Raw genomic sequence first — 23,359 nt, forward strand, 5'->3', positions numbered from 1 at the left:
AATTAACCATTTCATGTTTTGTATCTAGATTCAACTTTACTTCTGAATGAGCAATACTGTTAAGACCGTATAAAATAAATCCAGAAGCTAATAATGAGTTATCAGTATAAAAAATCCCTGTTTTCACTCCCTCTTCAATTACTTGTCTAATGAACGGTTGCATACGTGCGAATAATTTCTGTTCCAGTTGAAAATGTTGTTCCGTCTGAAACGAACTCACATTTTTATAGGGTGCTAACTTTTCAATAAATGTCCAAAATATATCTAGTGAATCTTTCATCTTTTGCATGACAGACCGTTCATTTGAAACAAGTATTTCTTCAATTAACTCCATATTTTTCACAATACAGTCATTTAAAACTTCATCAACAAAATTCTCTTTAGACTTGAAGTAATAATAAAATAAGCCCGTTGCTACACCTGCATGATTCACAACATCTTTTATGCCAAATCCTTTCATACCATTTTTCATATATAGTTCAAAACCAATATCCATTAACTCTTGGCGTCTTACATCTGGTTCTTTTGATATTCTTTTCATACGTCATCTCCTACAATGTTTTCACCACGACTGAATCTAATTCAATCATAAACGACTGAACTTGATTCAGTCAATATTATTTCATAAATTTAAAATCGATTTAATAACTAAGCGACGAAATTTCTACAAAAAAAGAGTAATCTCAAGAGATATGCTACTAACCTTAGATTTATCAAAAAAGTTAGATCATATAACTTGAGACTACTCATTCCCATTCAAAATATTTATGTAATTAAATTTTATTTCCTCTGCACTCTGGCTGTCTCCAAAACTATTGGTGGCAGCTCTTTTGGAATGATTTCTTTTAATCCATAAAGAGCTTTCTTCACATAACCACCTTCGAAATTTCCTAATGGTTCTGGTAATTCATCCTCATCCAATATGAAGTATTCTCCATTTGGAAGTACCATAATATCGATGATTAAATCTTCAAAGGAAACCACTTCATCTTTTATTTGTGTGTTTTTTACGATATTAAAATAGGAACCTAAATACTTTCCTTTTATATCTCTCCATACGTATAAATTGTACGGACGATCTTTCCAGTAATATGCGATTGTATAACTCCCTTTTGGGATTGTTAACTTAGTATCATTTGCAGTCATTGTAAATGAATACTGCACCTCGTGAAATAAAACGATACTTTGTGATTGCTTTTCAAGTAATAAGCAATTGTGATCTACTATTGTTGAGTTATACCGGATTTTTCTTTCTATAATTTCAATTTTCGATGTAAGTAACTTATTCATTATTTTGTTTCCCCTTATGCTAGTTCTATCCTCAATTATATCCATTTATGTAGTAATAAAGAAGTGTATAGTTTTTTATATAATGATTTATACAAGTACATAATAAAAACTCCTTCTTATTTAGAAAGAGTTTTTCACTATCCATGTTTCATATTTTTTCACTTCTAACGGAAGCTCATTTGTTTTTATGCAACTAACAGTACTATTACTCATGTTTTAACTTTTCCTTAACCGCATCATAAAATTTTCGTTCTTCATCAACATTTAAGTAAACACGACTTACTGTTTTAGAAAAGCCGTATAACAACTGCGCTTTCACTGACTCTTTTAATGTTATTTCAAAAGTAGCAGGTTCTTTTATGAACTCCATAACAGTTGCATCCAATACCTGTCTCCCTTCTTTTGCCGTTAGCAATTCACCCTTGTAGAACGCAATATTATCAATTTGTGTAAATGGCACAACAATTTTCTTTCCTAATCCGATTTGAATGATTACTTGTTCTTCTGTTACGACAAGTGGATTTTTGCGCATCGCTTGTATTTCAGCTATAAAATAAATCATCGCGTATACATTTAAAATAAGTAAAATCCATGCTATTACTGGATTCCACTGATGTAGTAAATAATGAAAACCAATGCTTTCAATTGCTGTTGCATGAATAATCATGATATACACACCTATAGCACCAGTCTTTTTATGATATGAGTATACAGATTTACCTGTTGGTACTTTTTCACGCCACGATAAAAACGCATAATAGATTAACTTACACTCTGTTAGAATGACATCTATTAACTTACCTCTTTTCATAGTAGCGTCAAACGCTGCATCAATTGCATAAGAAAAGGAATAATTTTCTCTTCTATATTCTTTATATTTTTTTATTATTTTAGGAAGCACTCTAACAATTTTATAGAGAAGGAATAATTCTAGACCTACAAATGCAATTTCAGCCGCAACAATAATATAAGAGATGAATGAAAAAGCTTGTAAATAATCACTTGGAATAATAAATCTTGCAAAAATATAACCAGCTATTACAACAGGAACTATATATGTTAACGAGTATCTTTTTCGAATAATGAAGAAATACGTGATGATTGGAATGACAAACATGCAATCTAATAATGACCCAAGCACAACTTCTTTCGGCGCAACTGGTACAATTGGAAGGGCATACAATAAATAGTTTGATAGCATAATTAAAGAGACGAGTCCAATCCAAATACCTTTTCGCCTTCGTGATAGTGTAACCTTCATACGTTCACTCCTTTATTTAAAAACCTCATTTAAATGGTCTTTATAAAATGAAATGGCACGTTCAAATTCTTTTACTTCCTCTACTTTCACGACAGTTTCAAGTAATAATTTCATCGCTGATTCGTGATCGTTTACGTTATATTTTGCTAATGATAAAAATACTTTCATCGGAGCATTCTCTGGAAATTTTTTCACCCCAGCTTCTAATACTGTAATTGCCTTTTCATATTCCCCTATACAACGATATGTACTTCCTAAACCAATATAAGCACCGCAAAGCGATTCGCCATCAAGTCCATTTGCGATTGCCTGCTCATAATACGGAACTGCTTCTGTTTCTAGCCCCATTACATCATGTATCCACGCACATTGATACAGTACTTCTGCATCCTTTGTAAAGTTTGTTAATCCTATAAGCATCTCTTTAGACTGCGCATATTTCTTTTCATTTCTAAGTTTAATAGCTTGCTTTAATAAATGTTCCATAGAATCCACTCCTCACCAATTATTCTGTGTATAGCTCTTGATTGGTATACGCTTCACATTCGTGTAAAAGTAAAATTCCCACCAATTAAAGTTTCGCTTACTTATTACTATGCGGATTCATTCTCATCTAAAAACTTAATTTTAAAAAGCAGTGACACGATTACATAATACCTCTAAGCTTTTGACAATTTCTTTCGCTGTTTCATCTTTCCCATTACACAACTTCCCTTTACCATCCTGTCCAATTACATAATGCACAGCCCCGCGCGAATATAAAGAATGTGGTGAATTCGCAATCATTACATTCGCCCTTGCTTCTTTCATTCTATTTTTTGCTCTTTCAAACAGTTCTTCTTCATTTAAATCACTTTCAAGTTTAAAACCAACAAGTACTGTTTCTGGGTCCCATTCTTTTATTTGTTTTAATACCTTTGGAGCCTTTTGAAAGTGAATAATCGGTGCTATATCACTTGAAATTTTTCCGTTCATATTAAGAACATTACCATCTTGATCACAAATTTTCTCTACAATCCAATCTGATCCAGCCGCTGCCATAATGACTGCATCAACCTTTTCATGTGATATGATACTTTTCATTTTATCTTGTAAATCAACGATTCCTTCAAATGGATGTAATTCTAACCCTCTATGTACATCACTCGGTTTCTCCGCAAAATAACCGTGTAAATATATAACATGTGCCCCTTTAGCTAGAAGTTCTTCTGCGATTATCCTTCCGATTGTACCTTTGGCCATATTCGTATGCCCGCGTACTTGATCCCATTTTTCTAGACAACCACCGCTCGTAATTAATACCTTTTTCCCCTTCATTGTAACCATCCCTTACTAATTTTTCTTACGAAACCATTCTGTTCCAAAGTCAACTATATCACGCTGTTTCATTAGACGACACGTTGCATTCCCTATCTTCCCATTTTTTACAGTTCCTTTTCGCTCAAACTCCACACCAATTTCTACAAACTTCTCAGATTCGTAATCCATTTCAACAAACTCTTTCCACACTCTTTCACCGTTTTCTATAATAGGTGCTCCTACTTGTATTAACTCACATGCACCAGAACGCACCTCGGATAAATGAACAGACGTATTGGAATCATATCCAACACCAATTAATAATACGTACCCGTCTAAATCATATATTTTTCTTAATGGAGATTCTTCTCCAAAGCTCATTGATAACGAATGGTTCATTGTTATTCCTACTGCATGTTTTCCCCATGCAGCAAAACTTCCTAACGGATGATTACTACGTACTACATTCGGATATGTACGAAAACATTCAACTATTTCACCCATTCCCCTTGTTGGGGTTATACGTGAATCAAATGCTGGGACGTTATCTCGGATAATTTGCCACCAGTCTTCCGGTACAGGTGGTCTTGACCAATGTTTCGGATCGGACAAATCCGAAGATTGCGTTGGCATTATTATCGTTCCTTCTTCCGTAACAACTTTCATTAATGCTTCTACTACAGCAACGGCACCACCAGATATCCACCCGATAGAACTTAGTGATGAATGAACGATAATTGTCATTCCTTTTTCGACTCCTAATGCTTTTAAATCTTTTGTTATTGTTTCGATTGTATTTGGAAATTGTGTACTTGCTACTATTTCATTCATTTTCATATTGGTTCCCCCACTAGCCACGTAAATTTAAACTTTTATATAAATATATTATCATATTTTTCTTAATTTTTAACTTAATCATATTCATTACTACAAAAATATGTATATTATTATACTGAAGCCTCAAAACTCTATTAAAATCGTAGATAATGATGAGCGAGAGTTTTTTTGAAATGAAGAAAAATGTAAATCCTATTTTTTCAAACTATACTCCATATGCATATTTTATACTATTTTTCCATGTAACAATGAAGTCTTTCTATCCCTGGATATTTTTCTCCTAAACTTTTAACTTGAAAACCAATTCTTTTATAAAATTCTACCGCCCCATCGTCTGTCTCCGCTTCTATATAAGTCAATTGATATATCCTTACCACTTCTTTAATCATTTGCAGTGCAATTCCTTTTTGACGATAATCTGGAGCCACTGCTATATGACATATGCGTGCTTTAGTTTCTCCGATTATTTCAATACCTAGACAAGCTTTTTCTTCATATTTGTACAAAGTCCCTTTATTACTTTGATAAAATATTACTGCCTTCTTTAAGCTTATTTCATTTGGACCGACGGCATATTGTAGCACATTTAATATTGAATCTTTCTCAATTTGTTTAACACACTGTAAATTCATACTTTCATCCCTTTCTATGAAAAAAGACTAGCTCTTAATAAAAAGAGCTAATCTCATTACGCCGTTATTTTTTCTTCTTTTTTTACAACGACAGCCACATAACTATGAAGTATCATTCCAATAATAACGAGACTCATACCAATCCAAGATAATGATGATGGGATTGGTGCAGATAACCAGATCAACTCTCCTACTAGCGCAAATAAAACTTCACCAGACTGCGTCGCTTCCACTGTTGCTAATTTTTGCGGATCATCTTTCACAAGATCTGTTGCAAAGAAAAATAATACTGTCGCGATTAACCCAGAGCTAACTGCTACAATAAAACATTGAAAAACTTGGCTACTTGACGGTAATCCGCCTGTTGATACTTCGTAACCAGATAATAAAAACCAAAATGGTAAACTTGCTAATGTCATACCGAGTACTCGCTGAAATACATCTAATTCCCCTTTACAAACTTGCATCATTTTTCTATTTCCAAGAGGATACGCAAATGCTGCAATAAGTACAGGAACTACACATAAAACGGTTTCACGAATACCTAATGAAGAAGCATGTTCTACTTGCATGAGAACGACACCGAATAAAATAATGCCCGACATTACTAATTCCTTCATCGGAAGTTTTTTATGTAGTGGATCCACCGCAAAAAATGGTGTTAACAAAATCCCTGCAACGATTGTAATTTGCCATGTTGATGCAACGAGCCAACCTGGTCCGAACGCTCCAGCAAAACTAAGCGGTGCATAAAAGAGACCAAATCCAACGATACTCCACACTAACCATTCTTTCGGATTGTTTTTCATATATTGAAAGAGTTGCTTTAAGTTCCCTCTATACATAACAATAAGTAATAGCATTGGAACCATAAAATAATACCGTAATGATGCACTCCAAATCCAGCTTCCACCTTCTAAGTCCATTGCCCTGTTCAAAACAAAAGTAAAGGCAAAGAAAAATGATGCCAGTATTCCTATAACAATTGCTTTCATTGTAAAACCCCTTGTATTTAATTTTTTATCTCTATGACCTATATTTTAGTATACGCGATGAAAAATCTACATTCAAACTTACATTTCACTTTAGGATGATGAAGGAATTGTAGTAGATTTACATGGGAATAAAGTGCATTGGTATGAAATCGAGGCCATTACATATCAAAATTTTCAAGGGTCAAAATCTACTTTAATCTCGACCCACTATACTCACCATGAAAATATACGCATCCGCTATAAAAGATGGCTACCAACTATTGCACATTCAATTTACTGGTTTTCTATTGAGAAACCAAAAGATTATCATAAAAATTTAATGATAGCTTGGGAAGAAAAGCGAACGAATAAAAACAAACGCCTCCTTTAATTATTATTTAGGGGCGTTCGTTCATTCAAAAATTAAAGAATATGTAGTTTATATTCTCTGTATAATTTCCTCAATCGATTTATATGAGCTTGATGATACCGATTATGATCTGCTATATGCCATATTCCCCATCTTATTGTCGCAGTTTCGCCTTTTTCATACAAAACTTCCCGCGTTAAATCAGTTTCTGTTAGTTTCATACATTCTTCATAAAACAATTTTTGCACTGCTTCATAATCTTGCATTAACTCTTGCAATGTGTTTTTTCTTAAACTTGGTAATTCTCCTACTTCATTTAACATAGGACCATATTTATTTTCAAATGCTGGCGGAACATCTTCTCCCTTGAAACGATACACCCAATGTAAATCAACAACTGCTAAATGCTGAAGTAACTGCCCAATACTATTTTCATTATTTTCAGACCCTTTATAGGATAGTTCGTTCTCTTCAGTACCTTCGACTAACCTTTGCAATCTATTAAACGTATCAGCAACCGTCGCATACAAAATCGCTACTTGAGGGTCCATTTTTCTTTCTAAATGGAGATCTTTCATACAAAACTTCCTCTCTTAAAAGAACAACACCATATGTTCATCATCACTATACACACCATTCATTTTTATAGCCCTTTTTTCAATTCCGTATGTTTTAAATCCCATTGATTCATATAATCGTTTGGCTGGTTCGTTCGTTGACACAACCCCTAAATTCAATTGCTCTAGCTTCATCTCTTTTGCCCTTTCAATTGCTTTACGTATTAAATCACGTGCAAGACCACTTCTTCGATTTTCAGTATCTACATACATTGCAACGATATGTCCTTTATGCTTATATGCGTCTTTTTCTTCTGTTAATAAAGTAACAACCCCAACTAAACGATTTTCATTATTAAAAGCACCAAATGTAAAACTACTGTTGGATGAAAGATTACTAGCAACTCGTTCAAGAGGGTTTTCTTGACGTACTGCTTCTTCATAAGTCGTTATAAATGCTTCTGGATTTACTTGTAGTGCTTGTAAACGCAACTCCCAATATTTTTTTGCATCCGCTTTTGTAAGTAATCGAATCATTTTATTTTCCCCTTTTTAATTTACATAATATTTTTATAGGTTATTAATTTTTGATTCATACTCTTCTTTTAATATACTGTAACGATAGCGATGAATGAACTTTCCCTGTCTCAATCGATCATTTCTCATTAACCCTTCGCATACAAATCCGGCACTTTCATAACTCTTTTTAGCTTTTGTATTATCTTCATCTACACGTAACCAAATTTTCTCCAATTCAAACTGAGAAAAACCTATTTGTAACATGCTGTTTAGAGCTGCCATTCCAAATCCTTTACCCCAATAGTCTTTATTTCCAATCGCAATTCCTAGTTCAGCATTTTTATTTGTTTTATCAAAATTTTTAAGGTCTACCCATCCAATATGTATACCTGTCTCAGTAACCATTGCCCTTTGTTCATAACCATTTTTTCGGCTTATACAAGCTTCAACCCAGTTTCTCGTATCTCCACGAGTGAACGGAGGATATTGATCTGGTAAAACTAAATGCTTTGTTACATCTCTATCTAATGACCATTGATAGAGATCTTCTACATCATCTAGTGTCAATTCTCTTAATTGAACATATGGTACATTCATTTTTTTCTCCTCTCTTTATTTACCAATAGAAAATCCTTCGAACACTCTTCCACCATACTGTTCTAACGTCTTTTCTATAAAATGAATTAATTCATTTTTCCCTCCCGTTTTATAAAAATGATCAAAAGCGGCTACAAATTTGTTTGCATATTGCTCATCATATCTTTTTAGCACTCTAATAAACCATTTTGAACTCCCAAGCCACTTACCATTTACTCTTAATACATATTCATGTACTAAATCGGCTAATAAATTAGCGATAAACAATTCTTCTTCTCTTTTTGTTGCACCAATAAAGTCATCTAAAGTATCCGTAATAAAATATCGCTTCTGCTTAATCGTTTCTTCGGTCCATTTAGCTGGTCCTTTATGTAGTAAATCATTCGCTTCTTTTTTTAATTTCTCAACAATTTCCTGTTCCCCTTTTAAGGCAATCCCTTCTGAAACTAATTGTGGTAACGACGGCCTCCCTCGATCACAATCCATTTTGAAAAAGGTTTTATATGTTTCGAAATTATGAACAAACACCTCAACAGGCCATCCATTACTATAGAAAGATTCTCTATAGCAAGAAGTTAAACTTTGATCGACTATTACAATGTCAAGGTCAGATGTTTTCGTCGCTTCTCCTCGTGCAACGCTTCCGCCGAGTAAAGCTACATCACAATTCGGAAATTGTAATGTAATTATGTTTTGTGCTGCTTCAATTGGTTTCATAACCGATCCTCTTTTCTTATTTCACTTTCTTTTTTTCAGCTCTTTCTCTCGCTTTTTTTATATAGCTTTCTGCATCTGGTGTTTTACATGATGTTGCACCATGATCAACCTCTATTTTTCCAATTTCACTTGCAATTTCAATCGCTTGTCGCTCTAAGTCTTCATTACGAATTCCTATTGCGATTAAAGCACTATTCATCGCTTCTTTTTTTCTATTTTTTTCATTATGTATATTTTCTTTAATCTCTTCTAAGTACGGAGAGAAGAAATCATCATGTAACGTTTTATTTTTAATCGCTATATTTGCTAATAAAGACCAGCCAGCTCTTCCAATCCATTCATCATTAGACTTTATCCACTCTTCCATTCTTTCTATTGCAATTGGCGAAGTACATATAGATGTCATCAGAACATCCATTAAACAGTAATAATCAACATCCTGAATCCAACTATTAAGCTGTTCTGTCGTTATTTTTTTCGGGTCTAAAATATAAGTTGCTAATGTCATTGCGTCCATATTTTTCGTTTCCCACAATTCAACTGCTAAATCGTGATCTTTTTTTATCTTCTTTTTTAACAATTTTAAATTCGCAAAACTAACTCCAAATAACGGCTCTTTCGCTCCGTGGTTTTTATACGTTTTTCGATTTTGTTCTGTTCCATATTCCTCTAGTTGCTGCATTACTTCCTCAAGTAACATATACCCACCTCTTTATCTTTTATGTTAACTGTATATATGTATGTACGATATATTCTACATTACTTTTTGTTTTTCCTATATTTATTTTTAAAATACGGTATGTGAAATTTCTAAACATTGCACAGCTATACCATCAAAAAACTGTACATGTTAAACATACAGTTTTTTGATGGTATCAATTTTGCGTAGAATAAGATATAAACTACGAAAGAACTTTTAATAAGATGTGTATTTCCAACATGTTTAGAAAACGCTTCAAAATGGTTTACTATCTTACTTTTATACCTCCTTCATAAATTATGTTTACTACATTTGTTCTTAGCCAAAATACTTTCTACATTTTAATAACTCTCTCAATAAAAATTTCTTATATAAAAATCCCTACAAACACTGTAGGGATTTATGTCTAAATCATTTTGTTACACTCTATTTCATATGAAAATAGTTTTCTTATTCAGATGCATTCATAAGCACAATTCTCCAACCGTCTGGATCCTCTATTGTGGTTCCTTTCTCTATCCAATACGGGTTTTCAGGTTCTACCTCATGATAGCCCATATTACTTAATCGATTCACTATCTTTTCAATTTCATCTTTAATAGGCATATAAAAAACTAGTAAATTATCTTTTGTCGGTGCCGGACATGGACTTCCATTAACATGTGTAGTAAACTCCAAATGATACTCTTCATCTGGTAAGCCAAACATAACCCCATCATATCCTTCATGATTGTGAAATTCCCCTATACGTTTTAAACCTAATCCTGTTTCATAAAAACTTATCACTTCTTCAAATTTATCTGTTGGTCTTGCAATTCTAAATTGAACCCAATTCTTCATGCAAATCTCCTCCTTTTCATTTTCCAAAGCTTTATAGTAATTAGTATAGGTTACATATATTCCCTTTAACATCCCTCATTAGTGTGAACTTCCTAAGTTGAAAGACCTATTAGTTAATAAACAATAGGACTTTAGTATAAAATTCATATAAAATTAGTTATATAAATATAGAGATGAATTACAAGCTATTACGTATGAAATAGTTCTCCTTGCAGGGCCTTTATATACCGATCAGCAGATCTTTGTACAGCTTTATTCGCATCTTCCACCACACCATGAAATGCATTATATAGTCGACTAAATTGGATATCTTTTACCTTCTCTGCCATATCTCTAACTTTATTCGCTGGTAATGGAATGAGATTGGGATAACTATACATAAAACTTACCCATTTTCGATCCGAAACTACTTGTATAATATCACCTGATAACAAAATACCTTTCCCTTCATTACCGTCTTTCCAATGTATAACAGTTCCACCCTTAAAATGGCCTCCTAAGCGATGCAATGTAAGTTCTTCCGATAATATCAGATGCTCCCCAGACCAAAATTTAATTTGCTTACTCGGACGAACCACCCACTCTTTATCATCTTCATGAATATAAATAGGTACATTGAATGTTTCCGCCCATTTAACTTGTGTAGAGTAATAATGTGGATGAGAAAGTGCTATTGCTTGAATACCACCTAAATCATATATACGTTGTATCGTTTTATCATCTAAATAACTAATGCAATCCCACATAACATTTAGAGTTTTACTTTGTATTAAAAATGCTGTTTGTCCAATCGCAAATTTAGGTTTAGTAGTAATGCTATACAAACCGCTTTCTTCTTTTATTATTTCGTTTTTGTATAAATTGCTATTTTGCATCGTTTCTAATGTTGTCCATGACTGCCCAATTGGATTAACATATTGTCTTTCCTCATTACAAATTTTACAGCGAGAAGGTGCTTCTTCATTTTCGGGATACTGTACTCCACATGTAGTGCAAATATAATTATCCATATTCCCACTCCTTTTTTCATGTAATTGTTTCTTTACCAATATTTTAATAAAAAACAAAAATATTCGAATCAATAATTGGAACGAAAACGAAGTGATACGAAAGTATGATTTGGTGATTGAAAGTTTAAATAATAAAGTTTAAATTCATCCTATTTTTCAAAACTGCAATTGATATAAAATCTTGCATACTTTTGAGTAAACTTTTTTACACTTGTAAAAAAGTTTTTTTGCATTTCCCTACCTATAATTGCTAATATAGTAGAGTAGAACTTTTATAGAGAGAAGGAAAATTATGCACAATGGAATTCGAATGACAACTTTAGTAAAAAGGGCTATGTTAGTTTGTGCGGGGGTATTATTCACATACGAAGTAGCTTTTGGATCAGTACATACTGCTCTAGCTAGTACAGAGGATGAAGCAAAATCTGTTCAACTTGTAAGTGAGATTCAAACATCTCTTGCTCCGAAAGAAGCTCCAAAACATTATAACGGGCAAGTTAGAAAAGTCGCTTATTTAACATTTGATGACGGTCCTGGAAAATACACAGCTGAGCTTTTAGATATGTTAAAGAAAGAAAATGCAAAAGCAACATTCTTCCTAATTGGTTCAAACGTAAAAGCTTTCCCTGATCTTGTAAAACGCGAAGATGCTGAAGGTCACTACGTTGGGATGCACAGTATGACTCATAACTACAAGAAACTTTACACTGAAGGTCATTACGTAGATGAAATGAAGGAAGACCAAGGCTTAATCGCTGGTGTTTTAGGTAAATCACCAGTATTAACTCGTCCATCTTACGGCTCTATGCCAGGATTAAACGAAGCTCTTCGCAACAAAGTTGTAGAAAATGGCTTAAAAGTTTGGGATTGGACAATTGATTCTTTAGACTGGAAATATAACAAAATGCAAGTTGATGCTGCATCTGCTAAAATTGTAGAAAACGTGTTACATGGTGCTACAAATCCAACAGAAGTTATCCTTATGCATGATATTCATCCACAATCAGTAAAAGCAGTTCCTGGAATTATTAAAGGACTGAAAGAAAAAGGATATGAATTAGAAGCATATAATGAGAACGAACACTTCCCATTAAACTTCTGGCATGATAATCGTATGTAATGAAAAGACTTGATTTCCTTTAGCTGGGAATCAAGTCTTTTTATCATTTTGGGAATTACTCCTCGTATATTCGACTCAAACTCCCCCTTCTCTAATATCAATAAAAATTCAAAATCACATGTTATACTATAATTTAGTTTAAATAAGTAGGTGCCATATGATCGTATATACAGTACAAACTGAAGAAGCATGGAAACAATTTAAGAAACTTGGTTATTTAGAAGGTAATAAAGAATTCATCGATCCAGACGATGTATATTCATATGACTGGATGGTGCGCGTCGCTAAAACAAGATTGCCTCATTACGAAGGTAACTATCCTATTTGGGTCTGGGAAGCAAATAATTACCCAAATCGAAATCATAAAGCTTGGGGTAGAACAAATTCAAAAATGGTAATTTTAACACTAGATGTACCGAAAGAATGGGTACTATGGAGCTATTTTGACTATTGGTGCTGTGCTATGACTGATGGATCAACATATTTACATACAAAAAATAAGTGTACTTTAGATGAATGGTATACATATATGGATAAAGAATACGGGATAACATTTGATTTCGACTATTTATTATCTCATCCTGATTGGTGTCTAGGTAAAGAGGATTCGTTAGAAAAACAAGGTGTTATCGGCAAAATACCCCTTTCCTTCGTGAAAAAAGTAAGACGTTTTCGTGCTAAGACAGATAAGTCTATTAGTAAAATCCGAAGTGATAACTGGGATAATAGAAAAGAAAACCGCATTAAAAAGATGAATCGAAAATTAAGAAAGCGAAACGATAAACAAAAAAGAATACAAAAGCGACTTATACGAAATTAAAACATATATCAAAATACAGTAAGAAATTATGGATTGAATATACAAATTCAATCCTATTTTTTATATTATCAACACTTTAGCACATATTACTCTTAAGGAGTGATATGTATATGGATTTTCTTTCAGCCGAATATTTGTCCGCCCTTCTTGCCATCATTGTAATTGATTTAGTGTTAGCCGGTGATAATGCCATTGTAATTGGATTAGCAGCAAGAAGATTACCGAAAGTTCAGCAAAAGAAAGTTATTATATGGGGAACTATCGGGGCAATCGCGATTAGAGCCCTCGCTACCTTAGTTGTTGTTTGGTTGTTAAAAATACCAGGGCTACTTCTAATTGGTGGTGTACTCCTTATATGGATTGCTTATAAATTAATTGCTGAAGGCAAAGATCATGATATTAAGGCCGAAGAAGGATTTTGGTCTGCTATTAAAACCATTATTATTGCTGATGCGTTAATGGGCATCGATAATGTACTCGCTGTTGCAGGAGCTGCCCATGGTAACTTTTCTTTAGTAATCATCGGATTATTAGTGTCTATTCCAGTAGTCGTATGGGGCAGTACATTGATTTTAAAATGGGTAGATCGTTTTCCTGTCATCATTACGATTGGAGCAGCCGTTTTAGCTTATACTGCCGCGAAAATGATTGTAGATGAGAAATGGTTCGCTGGATTTTTCGAAAGTAACCCTTTGGTTAAATGGGCATTTATCATTATTATCATCATCGGCGTAGTTTTCTTCGGAAAGGCTAAACAAAAAGCAACAGCTGGTTCTGTCTCATAATGATGGTATATTTACAAATAAAAGGCGCTATTCATATGAATAGCGCCTTTTATTATTTATTTAGCTTCCCCTTCCGGAGTCGTTTTTACCTTCGTTTTGTTTTTATCGCGGTTGTTATAGTTATACTTCGAACGATCTACTGGAGTGAATCCTTCCGGTGTGTAGAATCGTAATAAGTCACCATTCACGACTTGGTCAGAGTATTTTAGTGAGTTTTGAACCATTTGTTCATTTTTCTTTATTTCATCTGTAAATTCTACAGGTTTTCCAGTAGTTGTATCATAGTATTTGCCGTTTAGTGCAGTAACTGTTGGGCTTACGTAGTTACCGTTACGGAACGCAACGACTTGTTTATGATCTGGTGATAATAAATCAGAACCGAATTGAACATAATTCTTTGTATCTGTACCTAGTAAGTGTAATAGCGTTGGAAGAACGTCAATTTCACCACCGTATTGATGTTGTACGCCACCTTTCACTCCTGGTACACGAACGATTAATGGTACACGTTGTAACTGTGCATTTTCAAATGAGTTCATTTCTTTACCCATTACTTTTGACATTGCTGCGTTATGATTATCTGAAATACCGTAATGGTCTCCGTACATAACAATAATTGAGTTATCATATAAACCAGATTGTTTCAAGTAATCGATGAAGCCTTTTACAGATTCATCTAAATAGCGTGCTGTTTGGAAGTACGTATCTACTGATGAATCACCTGTTGTTGCTGGTTCAATCGTTGCTTCTGCCTTATCGATTGGATAAGGGAAATGGTTCGATAACGTAATAAACTTCGTATAGAACGGTTGTTTCAACGTTTGTAATAACGGAATAGATTCATTAAAGAACGGTTTATCTTTTAACCCGTAGTTTACTACGTCTTTTTCATTCATATCGTAGTATGACGCATCAAAGAATTTATTAAAACCAAATGATTTATAAATATCGTCACGGTTCCAAAATGTTTTGTAGTTACCGTGGAATACTGCTGATGTGTATCCTTGTTGTCCTAAAATAGCTGGTGCTGATTGATACGTATTATGAGATTTCGTTGTAAAGACAGAACCTTGCGGTAAACCAAACATTGAATTCTCTAACATAAACTCCGCATCAGATGTTTTCCCTTGTCCTGTTTGATGGAAGAAGTTATCAAAATAAAGTGTATTCGCATCTTTTGTAAATGAGTTTAAGAACGGTGTAACTTCTTGACCATTTAATTTGTAATCAATTAAGAAGTTTTGGAATGACTCTAAATGAATGTAAATTACGTTCATTCCCTTTCCTTTACCGAAATACTCAGGATTTGGACTTGCATAAGTTGATGTTAAATAATTTCGTACTTCTGTCATATTATCGCCATCAGCTAATGCTCGTTCTGTCGATGCTTTCGCACTTTGAATTCCATCATAAATTGTGTAGTTGTATGCACCTAAATATTTCACAATATAATTACGGTCAAACGTTCTTGTTAATAATTCAGGACGGTCAGACTCTGCAAGACCTAAGTTAACACTGAATAATAAAATACCTGCTACAAATACTAGAGATAATTTATGCTTCGCAACACGAATTGGTTTTGGATTTGCAAATTTTGTTGCGACTAACACAATTAATATAATCGTGTCTAAGAAGTATAATGGATCATAAAGATGTAGCAACGCAAGAATACTACCACCTAAATCTCCAAAGTTATTCGTTTGTGTTAATGTCGGGAACGTAATAAAGTCACTGAAAAAGCGATAGTATACTACGTTTGCGTATAAAAGAATCGACAATAACAAATTAATGATAATTAACCAAATATAAGATCGTTTCCCTTTTGCAAATAATGCAAGTCCTAAAAATAGAACTGCTGAACTAAGCGGGTTAAAAAACAGCAAGAATTTTTGAATTGTGTTTGAAATTCCTAAATTGAATTCCGTTACATAAGCTGCATATGTTTTGAGCCACAATAAAATAACGGCAAACAGAAAGAATCCAAAATGATTGCTTAACACACTTTTGCTCTTTAATAAGAACTGTTTCATTTCTCCACCTCTTTTGATCATCCAAGGCTTATTTTTTTATAAGTCTGTCTCTCTATTCAAATTTTCTTCTTCAAATAGATTATCTTTATTTAACTATATGAAGAATATTAGTAATTATAATTTGAAGCTAGTATTTATTCAACTATTTCTTTCTAGACATTTTGACCTTGGTTTCTATTTAACAAAATAAATTTGTAACATTTCCTGTTTTCTCCCAAGATTCATCCACTAATTATGACACCCCATACTATATACCTTTATAAACTCATTCGCAAACTATTCTATCTCCAAATTTGGTACATATTTCACATGACAAAATAATACGATTTGATTATATTACTCCACTTACATTTCCCTTCTTCAACTAACTCTTTAAATCTTAAAGTCATTACATCCCTTCATACATGAAAAAATTCTCCTGTTCATTAATATTATATTTGAATAATTATTCATTTGACCGACCAGCGATGTTACGTTTTCTCGACAAAAAAACTCGCTCTAAAAAGAGCGAGTTTTTTCATTATATATTATTGACCTTTGTACATTGCATCTACTTGTTTTTGAAGTTCCTCATTTTCTAAGAACTCATCATAAGTAGCCTCTTTATCGATTACACCGTTTGGTGTTACTTCGATAATGCGGTTTGCAATTGTTTGCACGAACTGATGGTCATGAGATGTGAATAAGATTGTACCTTTGAATGCAATTAAACCGTTGTTTAATGCTGTGATTGACTCAAGGTCTAAGTGGTTCGTTGGATCGTCAAGTGTGATTACGTTCGCACCACTTAACATCATTTTAGATAACATACAACGAACTTTTTCGCCTCCAGATAATACAGAAACGTTCTTTTTAACTTCTTCACCTGAGAATAACATACGGCCTAAGAAACCACGTAAGAAGCTTTCAGACTCATCTTGTGGAGAAAATTGACGTAACCATTCAACTAAGTTGTAATCACTATTCTCAAAGTACTTAGAGTTATCTCTTGGGAAGTAAGACTGAGAGGTTGTAACACCCCATTTGAATGAACCACTATCAGGCTCCATTTCACCCATAAGAATTTTAAATAATGTTGTCATCGCAATATCGTTACGGCCGATAAATGCAACTTTATCACCTTTATTTAAAGTGAAGTACACATTATCTAACACTTTTTCACCATCAATTGTTTTAGAAAGACCTTCAACAGTTAATAAGTCATTTCCTACTTCACGCTCAGGTGTGAAACCAACGAATGGGTAACGACGTGATGACGGTCTAATATCATCTAATGTAATTTTGTCTAATAATTTTTTACGAGAAGTTGCTTGTTTCGCTTTAGAAGCGTTTGAACTAAAGCGTGCAATGAAGTTTTGTAACTCTTTTACTTTCTCTTCTTTTTTCTTATTAGCATCTTGTGTTAATTTTAAAGCTAATTGGCTTGACTCATACCAGAAGTCATAGTTACCAACATAAAGTTGAATTTTACCGAAATCAAGGTCAGCCATGTGCGTACATACTTTATTTAAGAAGTGACGGTCATGGGATACTACGATAACTGTGTTTTCAAAGTTCATTAAGAAGTTTTCTAACCATTGGATCGCTTTTAAGTCCAAGTGGTTAGTAGGCTCATCTAATAATAGAATGTCAGGTTGACCGAATAAAGCTTGAGCAAGTAATACTTTTACTTTCTCTGCACCAGTTAATTCTGACAATTTCTTATCATGAAGATCTTCACCAATACCTAAACCTTTAAGAAGGATTGCAGCTTCTGACTCAGCTTCCCAACCGTTAAGCTCAGCGAACTCACCTTCAAGTTCAGCAGCACGCATACCATCTTCATCACTAAAGTCTTCTTTCATGTAAATAGCATTTTTCTCTTGCATTACTTTGTAAAGTTGCGTGTGACCCATAATTACTGTTTCTAATACTGGGAACTCTTCATATTCGAAGTGGTTCTGTTTTAATACTGCTAGACGCTCACCTGGCGTAATATGTATGTCACCTGTTGATGGTTCAATTTCTCCAGATAAAATCTTTAGAAATGTAGATTTACCAGCACCGTTTGCTCCGATTAAACCGTAGCAGTTACCTGGCGTGAATTTTATGTTAACATCTTCAAATAATTTGCGATCCGCGAAACGCAAACTAACGTTACTTACTGTAATCATTTGTGTCCTCCTACTAATACCGCTTATTTCAGCGTTTTCTCACCGATTGTCTTAAAAAATCGCATATTACGACTCAATTATTGTAGACTATAGCTATTATATAGTAGAAGCTGGATGAATAGCAACGGTTGATTGCTATTCCTTTCTTTCCAAACTCGAATAAAACCTTTGTTTTTAATTAGATTAAAGTTACATACACGTTTTAAAGAGGATTCATTTTGAAAAAACATTTATAATTGGAGCATTATGTTTATCAATTGAAATAACACAATAATTTGTATGCATTTCGCATTATAAATAGCAAACTAAAACGCTCAGAAAATATTCTGAGCGTTTTCATTTCCTTCTCCAACTAAAGCACCAGGTAGTGTAAAAAGCTATTTCACCATTTGTATTGTTAACTTATCTTTTAACATTGACCTATATGAGTCAATTTCATATTTTGTATTATTGATTTTTTCTTTTTTCATTTTTAACATATCGAATATTTCTAACTCTAAATTCCTTCTAGCTTCAAGAACTTTTATCGCTCCTTCTACCCCTGAATGGTTATGTTCTTTCCCATAGCCTTGGTTCGTGTAATAGTCGACAATTCCTGTGGACCATTCTGGATTTCTTTCTTTTAATGCCTTCCTAAATGAAAATTCAAGATCATCTTGTTCTACATAAAATAACATTGGATTTAAATTCTCTATGATTTTTGCAACTTTCATTACATAATTTATTATTTTTTCTTTTTGTTCACCGTATTTAATCATCCCAATTGTTAATGGATTTTGTATGAAACAACATTCAAAAATATAAACCTTATTATCTTCTAGAGCAATTTCAGCAAAGTCATTCCATTTGTCAGCAATTAATTCAACATTTTTATCGAATGGCAATTCATATATATCGTTTTTAAAAATATCATTACATAATTCGTCCGAAAACTGGTCACCAAACTCATTTTTTATCTTTCTGTATGGTAATAAATAATTGCTTCCTTTTTTTAAAACTCTTTTAAGAAGCACTTCTTTAAAATCTCCACTGTTAGATACTAATCTATCGAATTCAAATTTATTAAAACAAGATACACCATCATAGTCGGCGGGGTGATTCAAATTCCCCTCTAAAAATAGTTCAACTTCAATTTTATTTTGGCTTAGAATTTCATTTATTAGCTTTGCAGTGGTCGATTTTCCAAATCCAGGTAAACCTTCTACTATTATTAGTTTTGTATTCATATTTATAAATCCCTTCCTTCAAAGTATTTAACCAAGATTTAAAAAATTACTTACTCCACTGCAATCACTCCTTCAAAATACGATATTCAACATTTCCTTTGAAAAATCCTTCTTAAAGTAACCTGACCGTTAGTTTAAGAACATTTTTTTCACAATCTCTATCATTATTTTAACATAAATTTCCATTTACCTTTAAAAAAAAGATAGTCCACCATTATTTGAGTGAACTATCTAAAGTAAATTATATCTTTTAAATCAAATACTTTGTCAGTAATCCCCAATCGTTGCGCTGGTGTTTTTACTGTTTTCTTTTTCTCTTCCTTTGCAATTTAACTAGATAAAAGTACTTAAACAATGCAATAACAATTAAAAAAGGGATGCTAAATCATATGTGATTTACATCCCTAATTTGTGTGTTATTTTATATGTTCTCTCCCATAACTGAAACAGTTACTTTTAAAAGGGGATTCTTTTATTTTCTTTCACTTAATTTCTTTGCATAATTCTTCATTTTACTCGTTAAACCTATTAAAGCAGGTAACAATATTGGCATCACAATGATAGCTAATAGTAACAACGCAACGCCAACTACGGATGCTACTTGTATAAGCGTTAATACACCTGAAGGGACTAATGCAGCAAATGTACCACCTAAAATAAGTGCCGCTGATAATACGACTCCTCCGATATGACGAGAAGCAGTTACAATTTTCGTCGCTGGGTCCCCTTCTAACTCATTGTATCTCATCATTACAAAAATACTATAATCCACTCCTAAAGCGACAATCATTATGAAACTAAAGAATGGAACATTCCAGCTTAATGAATCTACATGTAAAATATGCGTACTAATTTGTTCACTTATCCCTAATGATGCAAAGTAAGCTAATAGTAACGATCCAATAATAAAGATGGTGTTTAATAATGAACGTGTAATCACAATTAATACAATCGCGATTCCAATTAACATAATTGTAGCTGTACGTAAGAAATCTTGCCCAGTTACTTCTTTTAAATCAACGTTTCTAGCTGTCGTTCCTCCGATTGCTGTTTTCGCATGATTTAATTCCGACCCCTTCAAAGTACCCTCTATTGTGTTATTGATTTCTTGAATAATTGGCATCGCTTCTTTTGAATACGGATTTACGTCTAAAATGATTGTCATTTTAGCAGTCTTTCTATCATGTGACATGTACGTATTCAAAGCTTTTTGGAAATCTTCTCCCTCCAAAACTTCTTTTGGAATATAGAATTTCTCAGAGCTTTTTGATTCGTTCAGTTCTCCTAAATATTTCTGAGCATCCCCTAGGCCATTACTTACCTTTTCAAGGCCTTCTGTACTTTTAGTTAGTCCGGATTGTAATTGACCCATCTGTTCTTGCAAGTCTTTCAGTCCGGTTAATAGCTGACCTTGCCCATCGTTTATTTTCGTTAATCCGGTTTGTAACTCAGATGACTTGTTCGCAATTTGTTTTGAACCTGAAGCACCTTCATTTAATCCATTTTTAAGATCAGCTGCTCCTTTTTGTAACTTAGTAACTCCATTGTTCATTTCTTTTAAGCCATTATCCACTTTCAATAACGATTGATTCGCTTCTTTAAATGATCCCATCGCCGCATTATGCTGCGCTTTCAATTTATTTAATTCATTTGAAAGCCCACCTAATTGCTTTTGAGCCTCTTTAGCAATTCCTATCGTCTGCAGAATGTTAGGATCATTTGCTAATTCTGGTTTCGTTTGAATGAAATTGGTCATTAACATTTCAATTTGTTCATAACCTTTCTTCGCACCGTCAATCGCTTGAGAAATACTTCCGAAGTATTGATCGTAAGAACTTAAACCTTTTTCTAACTGTGTATAGCCAGCATGAAGTTGTGAAGTTGCTTGAGATAATACACTTATATTTTCATTTACTGAAGTTAACCCACTCTCAATTTGCCGCGCACCTTGTGCTCCGTCATTTATGCCATTGGATAGTTGATTTAAAGCTGTTCCTAATGCTGATACACCACTTTTCGCTTCATTTGTTCCATCAATTAACTTTTGAACGTTCGCAAGACTATTTGAGTCCTTATTACCCATCTTATCTTTCGCAGTAGTTAATCCATCATTAATTTCCTTTATACCACCATTGGCATCTCCTAAACCTGTATTTAGTTCACCCGCTTGTTTATTTATATATAGTTCTTTAATCCTATCACCAGTTGGACGTGTCGGTGAATATACTTCTGAAACACCTTTTACTTTCAAAATCTTATCAGTTAGTTCATCTAAAGTTTGAAGCGAACTCGCCTCATCTAACTTGTTATTCGATTGAATGACTAACGTACTTGGTGAAGAAAAACCAGGTGGAAAATGTTCTTCTATTACGTTAATCCCCATTTTCGACTCATATTTATTGTCTACTTCAAATAAATCGTTGTAATTAAGTGTATTAGAATACTTTAATATGAAAGGAATTGATATCACGAATACAATAATTAAAGCTACAAATGGTCTCACTACTGAGTTTTTCGCAAAGAATCCCCATAGACGACTGTCTTCATGACCTTTAAATGTTTTAACGGGATAAAACATCCCTTTTCCTAAAAGCACCATAAAAAACGGATTTAACGTAGTTAATACTAGTAATAAAACTGCGACACCAATTGCTACCGCTGAAGTAGATTGATATAGTTTAAAACTCGCTAAAGCAAGAGATGCAAAACCAATTAGTACTGCTATCCCGCTATATAAAACGGTTTTCCCTGCCGATTTAAATGTTTCTTTCGTAGCCAAAAATGCGTTTTCTTGTTTACTTAATTCTTCTTTAAATCTCGTAAATAATAAAATGTTATAGTCTGTTCCAACCCCAAACAGGACAACAACGACAAACACTTGTGTAAAGTTAGAAAATGGAAAATTAAATTGATCTACTAAATGAGCAATAATCCCCATTGAAACTAAATATGATACCCCAACAGTAAGAAGAGAAACAATTGGAACAATAGGTGAACGGAATACAATGATTAATATTACAAGAATGAAAATGATTGAAATAACTTCAGTCTTTTTCACTCCCTCTTGAGAAGATGTAAGGAAATCTCCTGCTATTAAATCACTTCCTGTTAAGTACGTTGTTACCCCTTTCGTTTTCACTTTATTATGAAGGTTATTTGTAACTTTCGATATTTCACCATGCTTTTTATCTATCGATATTTGCGTTAAAATAGTCGTATTATCTTTAGAAACTAATTGTTTCTCTAATTCTTTATTATCTAAATGTGAAACAACTTCTTTAATTCCTAATTGTTCTTTTTCATTTTGCAAAGCGTTGATTGTTTTTATTATTTCCTCTTTTTGCTCAGTCGTTAAAGCTGTTTTACTGTCACTATTAAAAACAACTATAATGTCATACTTTTCTGTCCCGTCTTTATCCATTTCTTTTATCATTTTGTCAGCAATACTACTTTGTTCTGTATTAGGAATCGTAATGTGCCCTTTTTCTTTCACTAATTTATCCATATTAGGCATCGTTACGATCATTGTAATGGTAATAACTATCCATAATAGAAAAGATAAACTTCTCCAATTTTTCAGCTTGCTCATTTGCATCATCTCCCGCGATTAAAATTTACGTTA

At 33.3% G+C, this 23,359-nt stretch carries 21 protein-coding genes and 1 pseudogene; 3 read left to right on the forward strand and 19 right to left on the reverse strand.

The window, feature by feature from the left end:
- From MR107_RS24150 to MR107_RS24220, 15 genes and pseudogenes are all read right to left on the reverse strand, one after another.
- Window positions 1-541: TetR/AcrR family transcriptional regulator (locus tag MR107_RS24150; protein WP_242292814.1), on the reverse strand; the 541-nt coding region annotated here is incomplete at its 3' end.
- Window positions 542-780: 239 nt separating this feature from the next.
- Window positions 781-1,290 (reverse strand): ribonuclease FAU-1 family protein, encoded by a 510-nt coding sequence (locus MR107_RS24155; protein ID WP_063245542.1) that lies wholly within the window; start codon window positions 1,288-1,290, stop codon window positions 781-783.
- 205 nt (window positions 1,291-1,495) lie between these two features.
- A complete protein-coding gene (locus tag MR107_RS24160) occupies window positions 1,496-2,551 on the reverse strand; it encodes a hypothetical protein (protein WP_063245543.1) in 1,056 nt (351 codons plus the stop codon).
- A gap of 12 nt (window positions 2,552-2,563) precedes the next feature.
- Window positions 2,564-3,037 (reverse strand): tetratricopeptide repeat protein, encoded by a 474-nt coding sequence (locus MR107_RS24165; RefSeq protein ID WP_000400636.1) that lies wholly within the window; start codon window positions 3,035-3,037, stop codon window positions 2,564-2,566.
- Between the two features lie 141 nt (window positions 3,038-3,178).
- Window positions 3,179-3,868 carry a phosphopantothenoylcysteine decarboxylase domain-containing protein gene (locus tag MR107_RS24170; protein ID WP_000676726.1) on the reverse strand — a complete coding sequence of 230 codons (690 nt, stop codon included), beginning with the start codon at window positions 3,866-3,868 and terminating at the stop codon, window positions 3,179-3,181.
- 15 nt (window positions 3,869-3,883) lie between these two features.
- The gene (locus MR107_RS24175; protein ID WP_000783347.1) at window positions 3,884-4,687 is read right to left on the reverse strand and encodes an AAC(3) family N-acetyltransferase; all 804 of its coding nucleotides are present in this window, start codon (window positions 4,685-4,687) and stop codon (window positions 3,884-3,886) included.
- A gap of 230 nt (window positions 4,688-4,917) precedes the next feature.
- Window positions 4,918-5,319: a GNAT family N-acetyltransferase gene (locus MR107_RS24180; protein WP_001053116.1), complete on the reverse strand. Its 402-nt coding sequence runs from the start codon at window positions 5,317-5,319 to the stop codon at window positions 4,918-4,920.
- A 56-nt stretch (window positions 5,320-5,375) separates the two neighbouring features.
- Window positions 5,376-6,314 carry a DMT family transporter gene (locus MR107_RS24185; RefSeq protein ID WP_000644594.1) on the reverse strand — a complete coding sequence of 313 codons (939 nt, stop codon included), beginning with the start codon at window positions 6,312-6,314 and terminating at the stop codon, window positions 5,376-5,378.
- A gap of 402 nt (window positions 6,315-6,716) precedes the next feature.
- A complete protein-coding gene (locus MR107_RS24190; RefSeq protein ID WP_227900837.1) occupies window positions 6,717-7,241 on the reverse strand; it encodes a DinB family protein in 525 nt (174 codons plus the stop codon).
- Window positions 7,242-7,256: 15 nt separating this feature from the next.
- On the reverse strand, window positions 7,257-7,757 hold the full coding sequence (locus MR107_RS24195; protein ID WP_000620314.1) for a GNAT family N-acetyltransferase: 501 nt from the start codon (window positions 7,755-7,757) through the stop codon (window positions 7,257-7,259).
- A 33-nt stretch (window positions 7,758-7,790) separates the two neighbouring features.
- Entirely contained in the window at window positions 7,791-8,336 is a 546-nt protein-coding gene (locus MR107_RS24200) for a GNAT family N-acetyltransferase (protein ID WP_242292815.1), read from the reverse strand.
- Window positions 8,293-9,053: pseudogene (locus tag MR107_RS24205) on the reverse strand (nucleotidyltransferase domain-containing protein). The gene MR107_RS24200 and the pseudogene MR107_RS24205 overlap by 44 nt, the downstream one beginning before the upstream one ends.
- 16 nt (window positions 9,054-9,069) lie before the next feature.
- On the reverse strand, window positions 9,070-9,753 hold the full coding sequence (locus MR107_RS24210; RefSeq protein WP_000923448.1) for a DNA alkylation repair protein: 684 nt from the start codon (window positions 9,751-9,753) through the stop codon (window positions 9,070-9,072).
- Window positions 9,754-10,203: 450 nt separating this feature from the next.
- The gene (locus tag MR107_RS24215; protein ID WP_000800667.1) at window positions 10,204-10,593 is read right to left on the reverse strand and encodes a VOC family protein; all 390 of its coding nucleotides are present in this window, start codon (window positions 10,591-10,593) and stop codon (window positions 10,204-10,206) included.
- A gap of 188 nt (window positions 10,594-10,781) precedes the next feature.
- Window positions 10,782-11,603 carry an MBL fold metallo-hydrolase gene (locus tag MR107_RS24220; RefSeq protein WP_000371021.1) on the reverse strand — a complete coding sequence of 274 codons (822 nt, stop codon included), beginning with the start codon at window positions 11,601-11,603 and terminating at the stop codon, window positions 10,782-10,784.
- Between the two features lie 292 nt (window positions 11,604-11,895).
- Here MR107_RS24220 and MR107_RS24225 point away from each other — a divergent pair, with 292 nt between their 5' ends.
- The 3 genes from MR107_RS24225 to MR107_RS24235 all read left to right on the forward strand — a co-directional run bounded on the left by MR107_RS24225 (window position 11,896) and on the right by MR107_RS24235 (window position 14,328).
- On the forward strand, window positions 11,896-12,723 hold the full coding sequence (locus tag MR107_RS24225; protein ID WP_000551452.1) for a peptidoglycan-N-acetylglucosamine deacetylase: 828 nt from the start codon (window positions 11,896-11,898) through the stop codon (window positions 12,721-12,723).
- Between the two features lie 157 nt (window positions 12,724-12,880).
- Window positions 12,881-13,543 (forward strand): DUF3841 domain-containing protein, encoded by a 663-nt coding sequence (locus tag MR107_RS24230; protein ID WP_000637706.1) that lies wholly within the window; start codon window positions 12,881-12,883, stop codon window positions 13,541-13,543.
- A 110-nt stretch (window positions 13,544-13,653) separates the two neighbouring features.
- Window positions 13,654-14,328: a TerC family protein gene (locus MR107_RS24235; RefSeq protein WP_227900839.1), complete on the forward strand. Its 675-nt coding sequence runs from the start codon at window positions 13,654-13,656 to the stop codon at window positions 14,326-14,328.
- Between the two features lie 56 nt (window positions 14,329-14,384).
- Here the strand turns inward: MR107_RS24235 and ltaS are convergent, their stop codons facing one another.
- The 4 genes from ltaS to MR107_RS24255 all read right to left on the reverse strand — a co-directional run bounded on the left by ltaS (window position 14,385) and on the right by MR107_RS24255 (window position 23,326).
- Window positions 14,385-16,358, reverse strand: a complete 1,974-nt coding sequence (gene ltaS, locus MR107_RS24240; protein WP_000808770.1) for a lipoteichoic acid synthase — start codon at window positions 16,356-16,358, stop codon at window positions 14,385-14,387.
- A 527-nt stretch (window positions 16,359-16,885) separates the two neighbouring features.
- Window positions 16,886-18,511, reverse strand: coding sequence for an ABC-F family ATP-binding cassette domain-containing protein (locus MR107_RS24245; RefSeq protein ID WP_000633864.1), 1,626 nt, complete (start codon window positions 18,509-18,511; stop codon window positions 16,886-16,888).
- A gap of 377 nt (window positions 18,512-18,888) precedes the next feature.
- A complete protein-coding gene (locus MR107_RS24250; protein ID WP_001093195.1) occupies window positions 18,889-19,737 on the reverse strand; it encodes a P-loop NTPase family protein in 849 nt (282 codons plus the stop codon).
- Window positions 19,738-20,209: 472 nt separating this feature from the next.
- Complete coding sequence (locus tag MR107_RS24255) at window positions 20,210-23,326, reverse strand: MMPL family transporter (protein WP_227900840.1); 3,117 nt, start codon at window positions 23,324-23,326, stop codon at window positions 20,210-20,212.
- Window positions 23,327-23,359: the final 33 nt, after the last annotated feature.

This window comes from Bacillus cereus group sp. BfR-BA-01441, assembly GCF_022663075.1.
In the GTDB taxonomy this organism is placed as follows: domain Bacteria; phylum Bacillota; class Bacilli; order Bacillales; family Bacillaceae_G; genus Bacillus_A; species Bacillus_A cereus.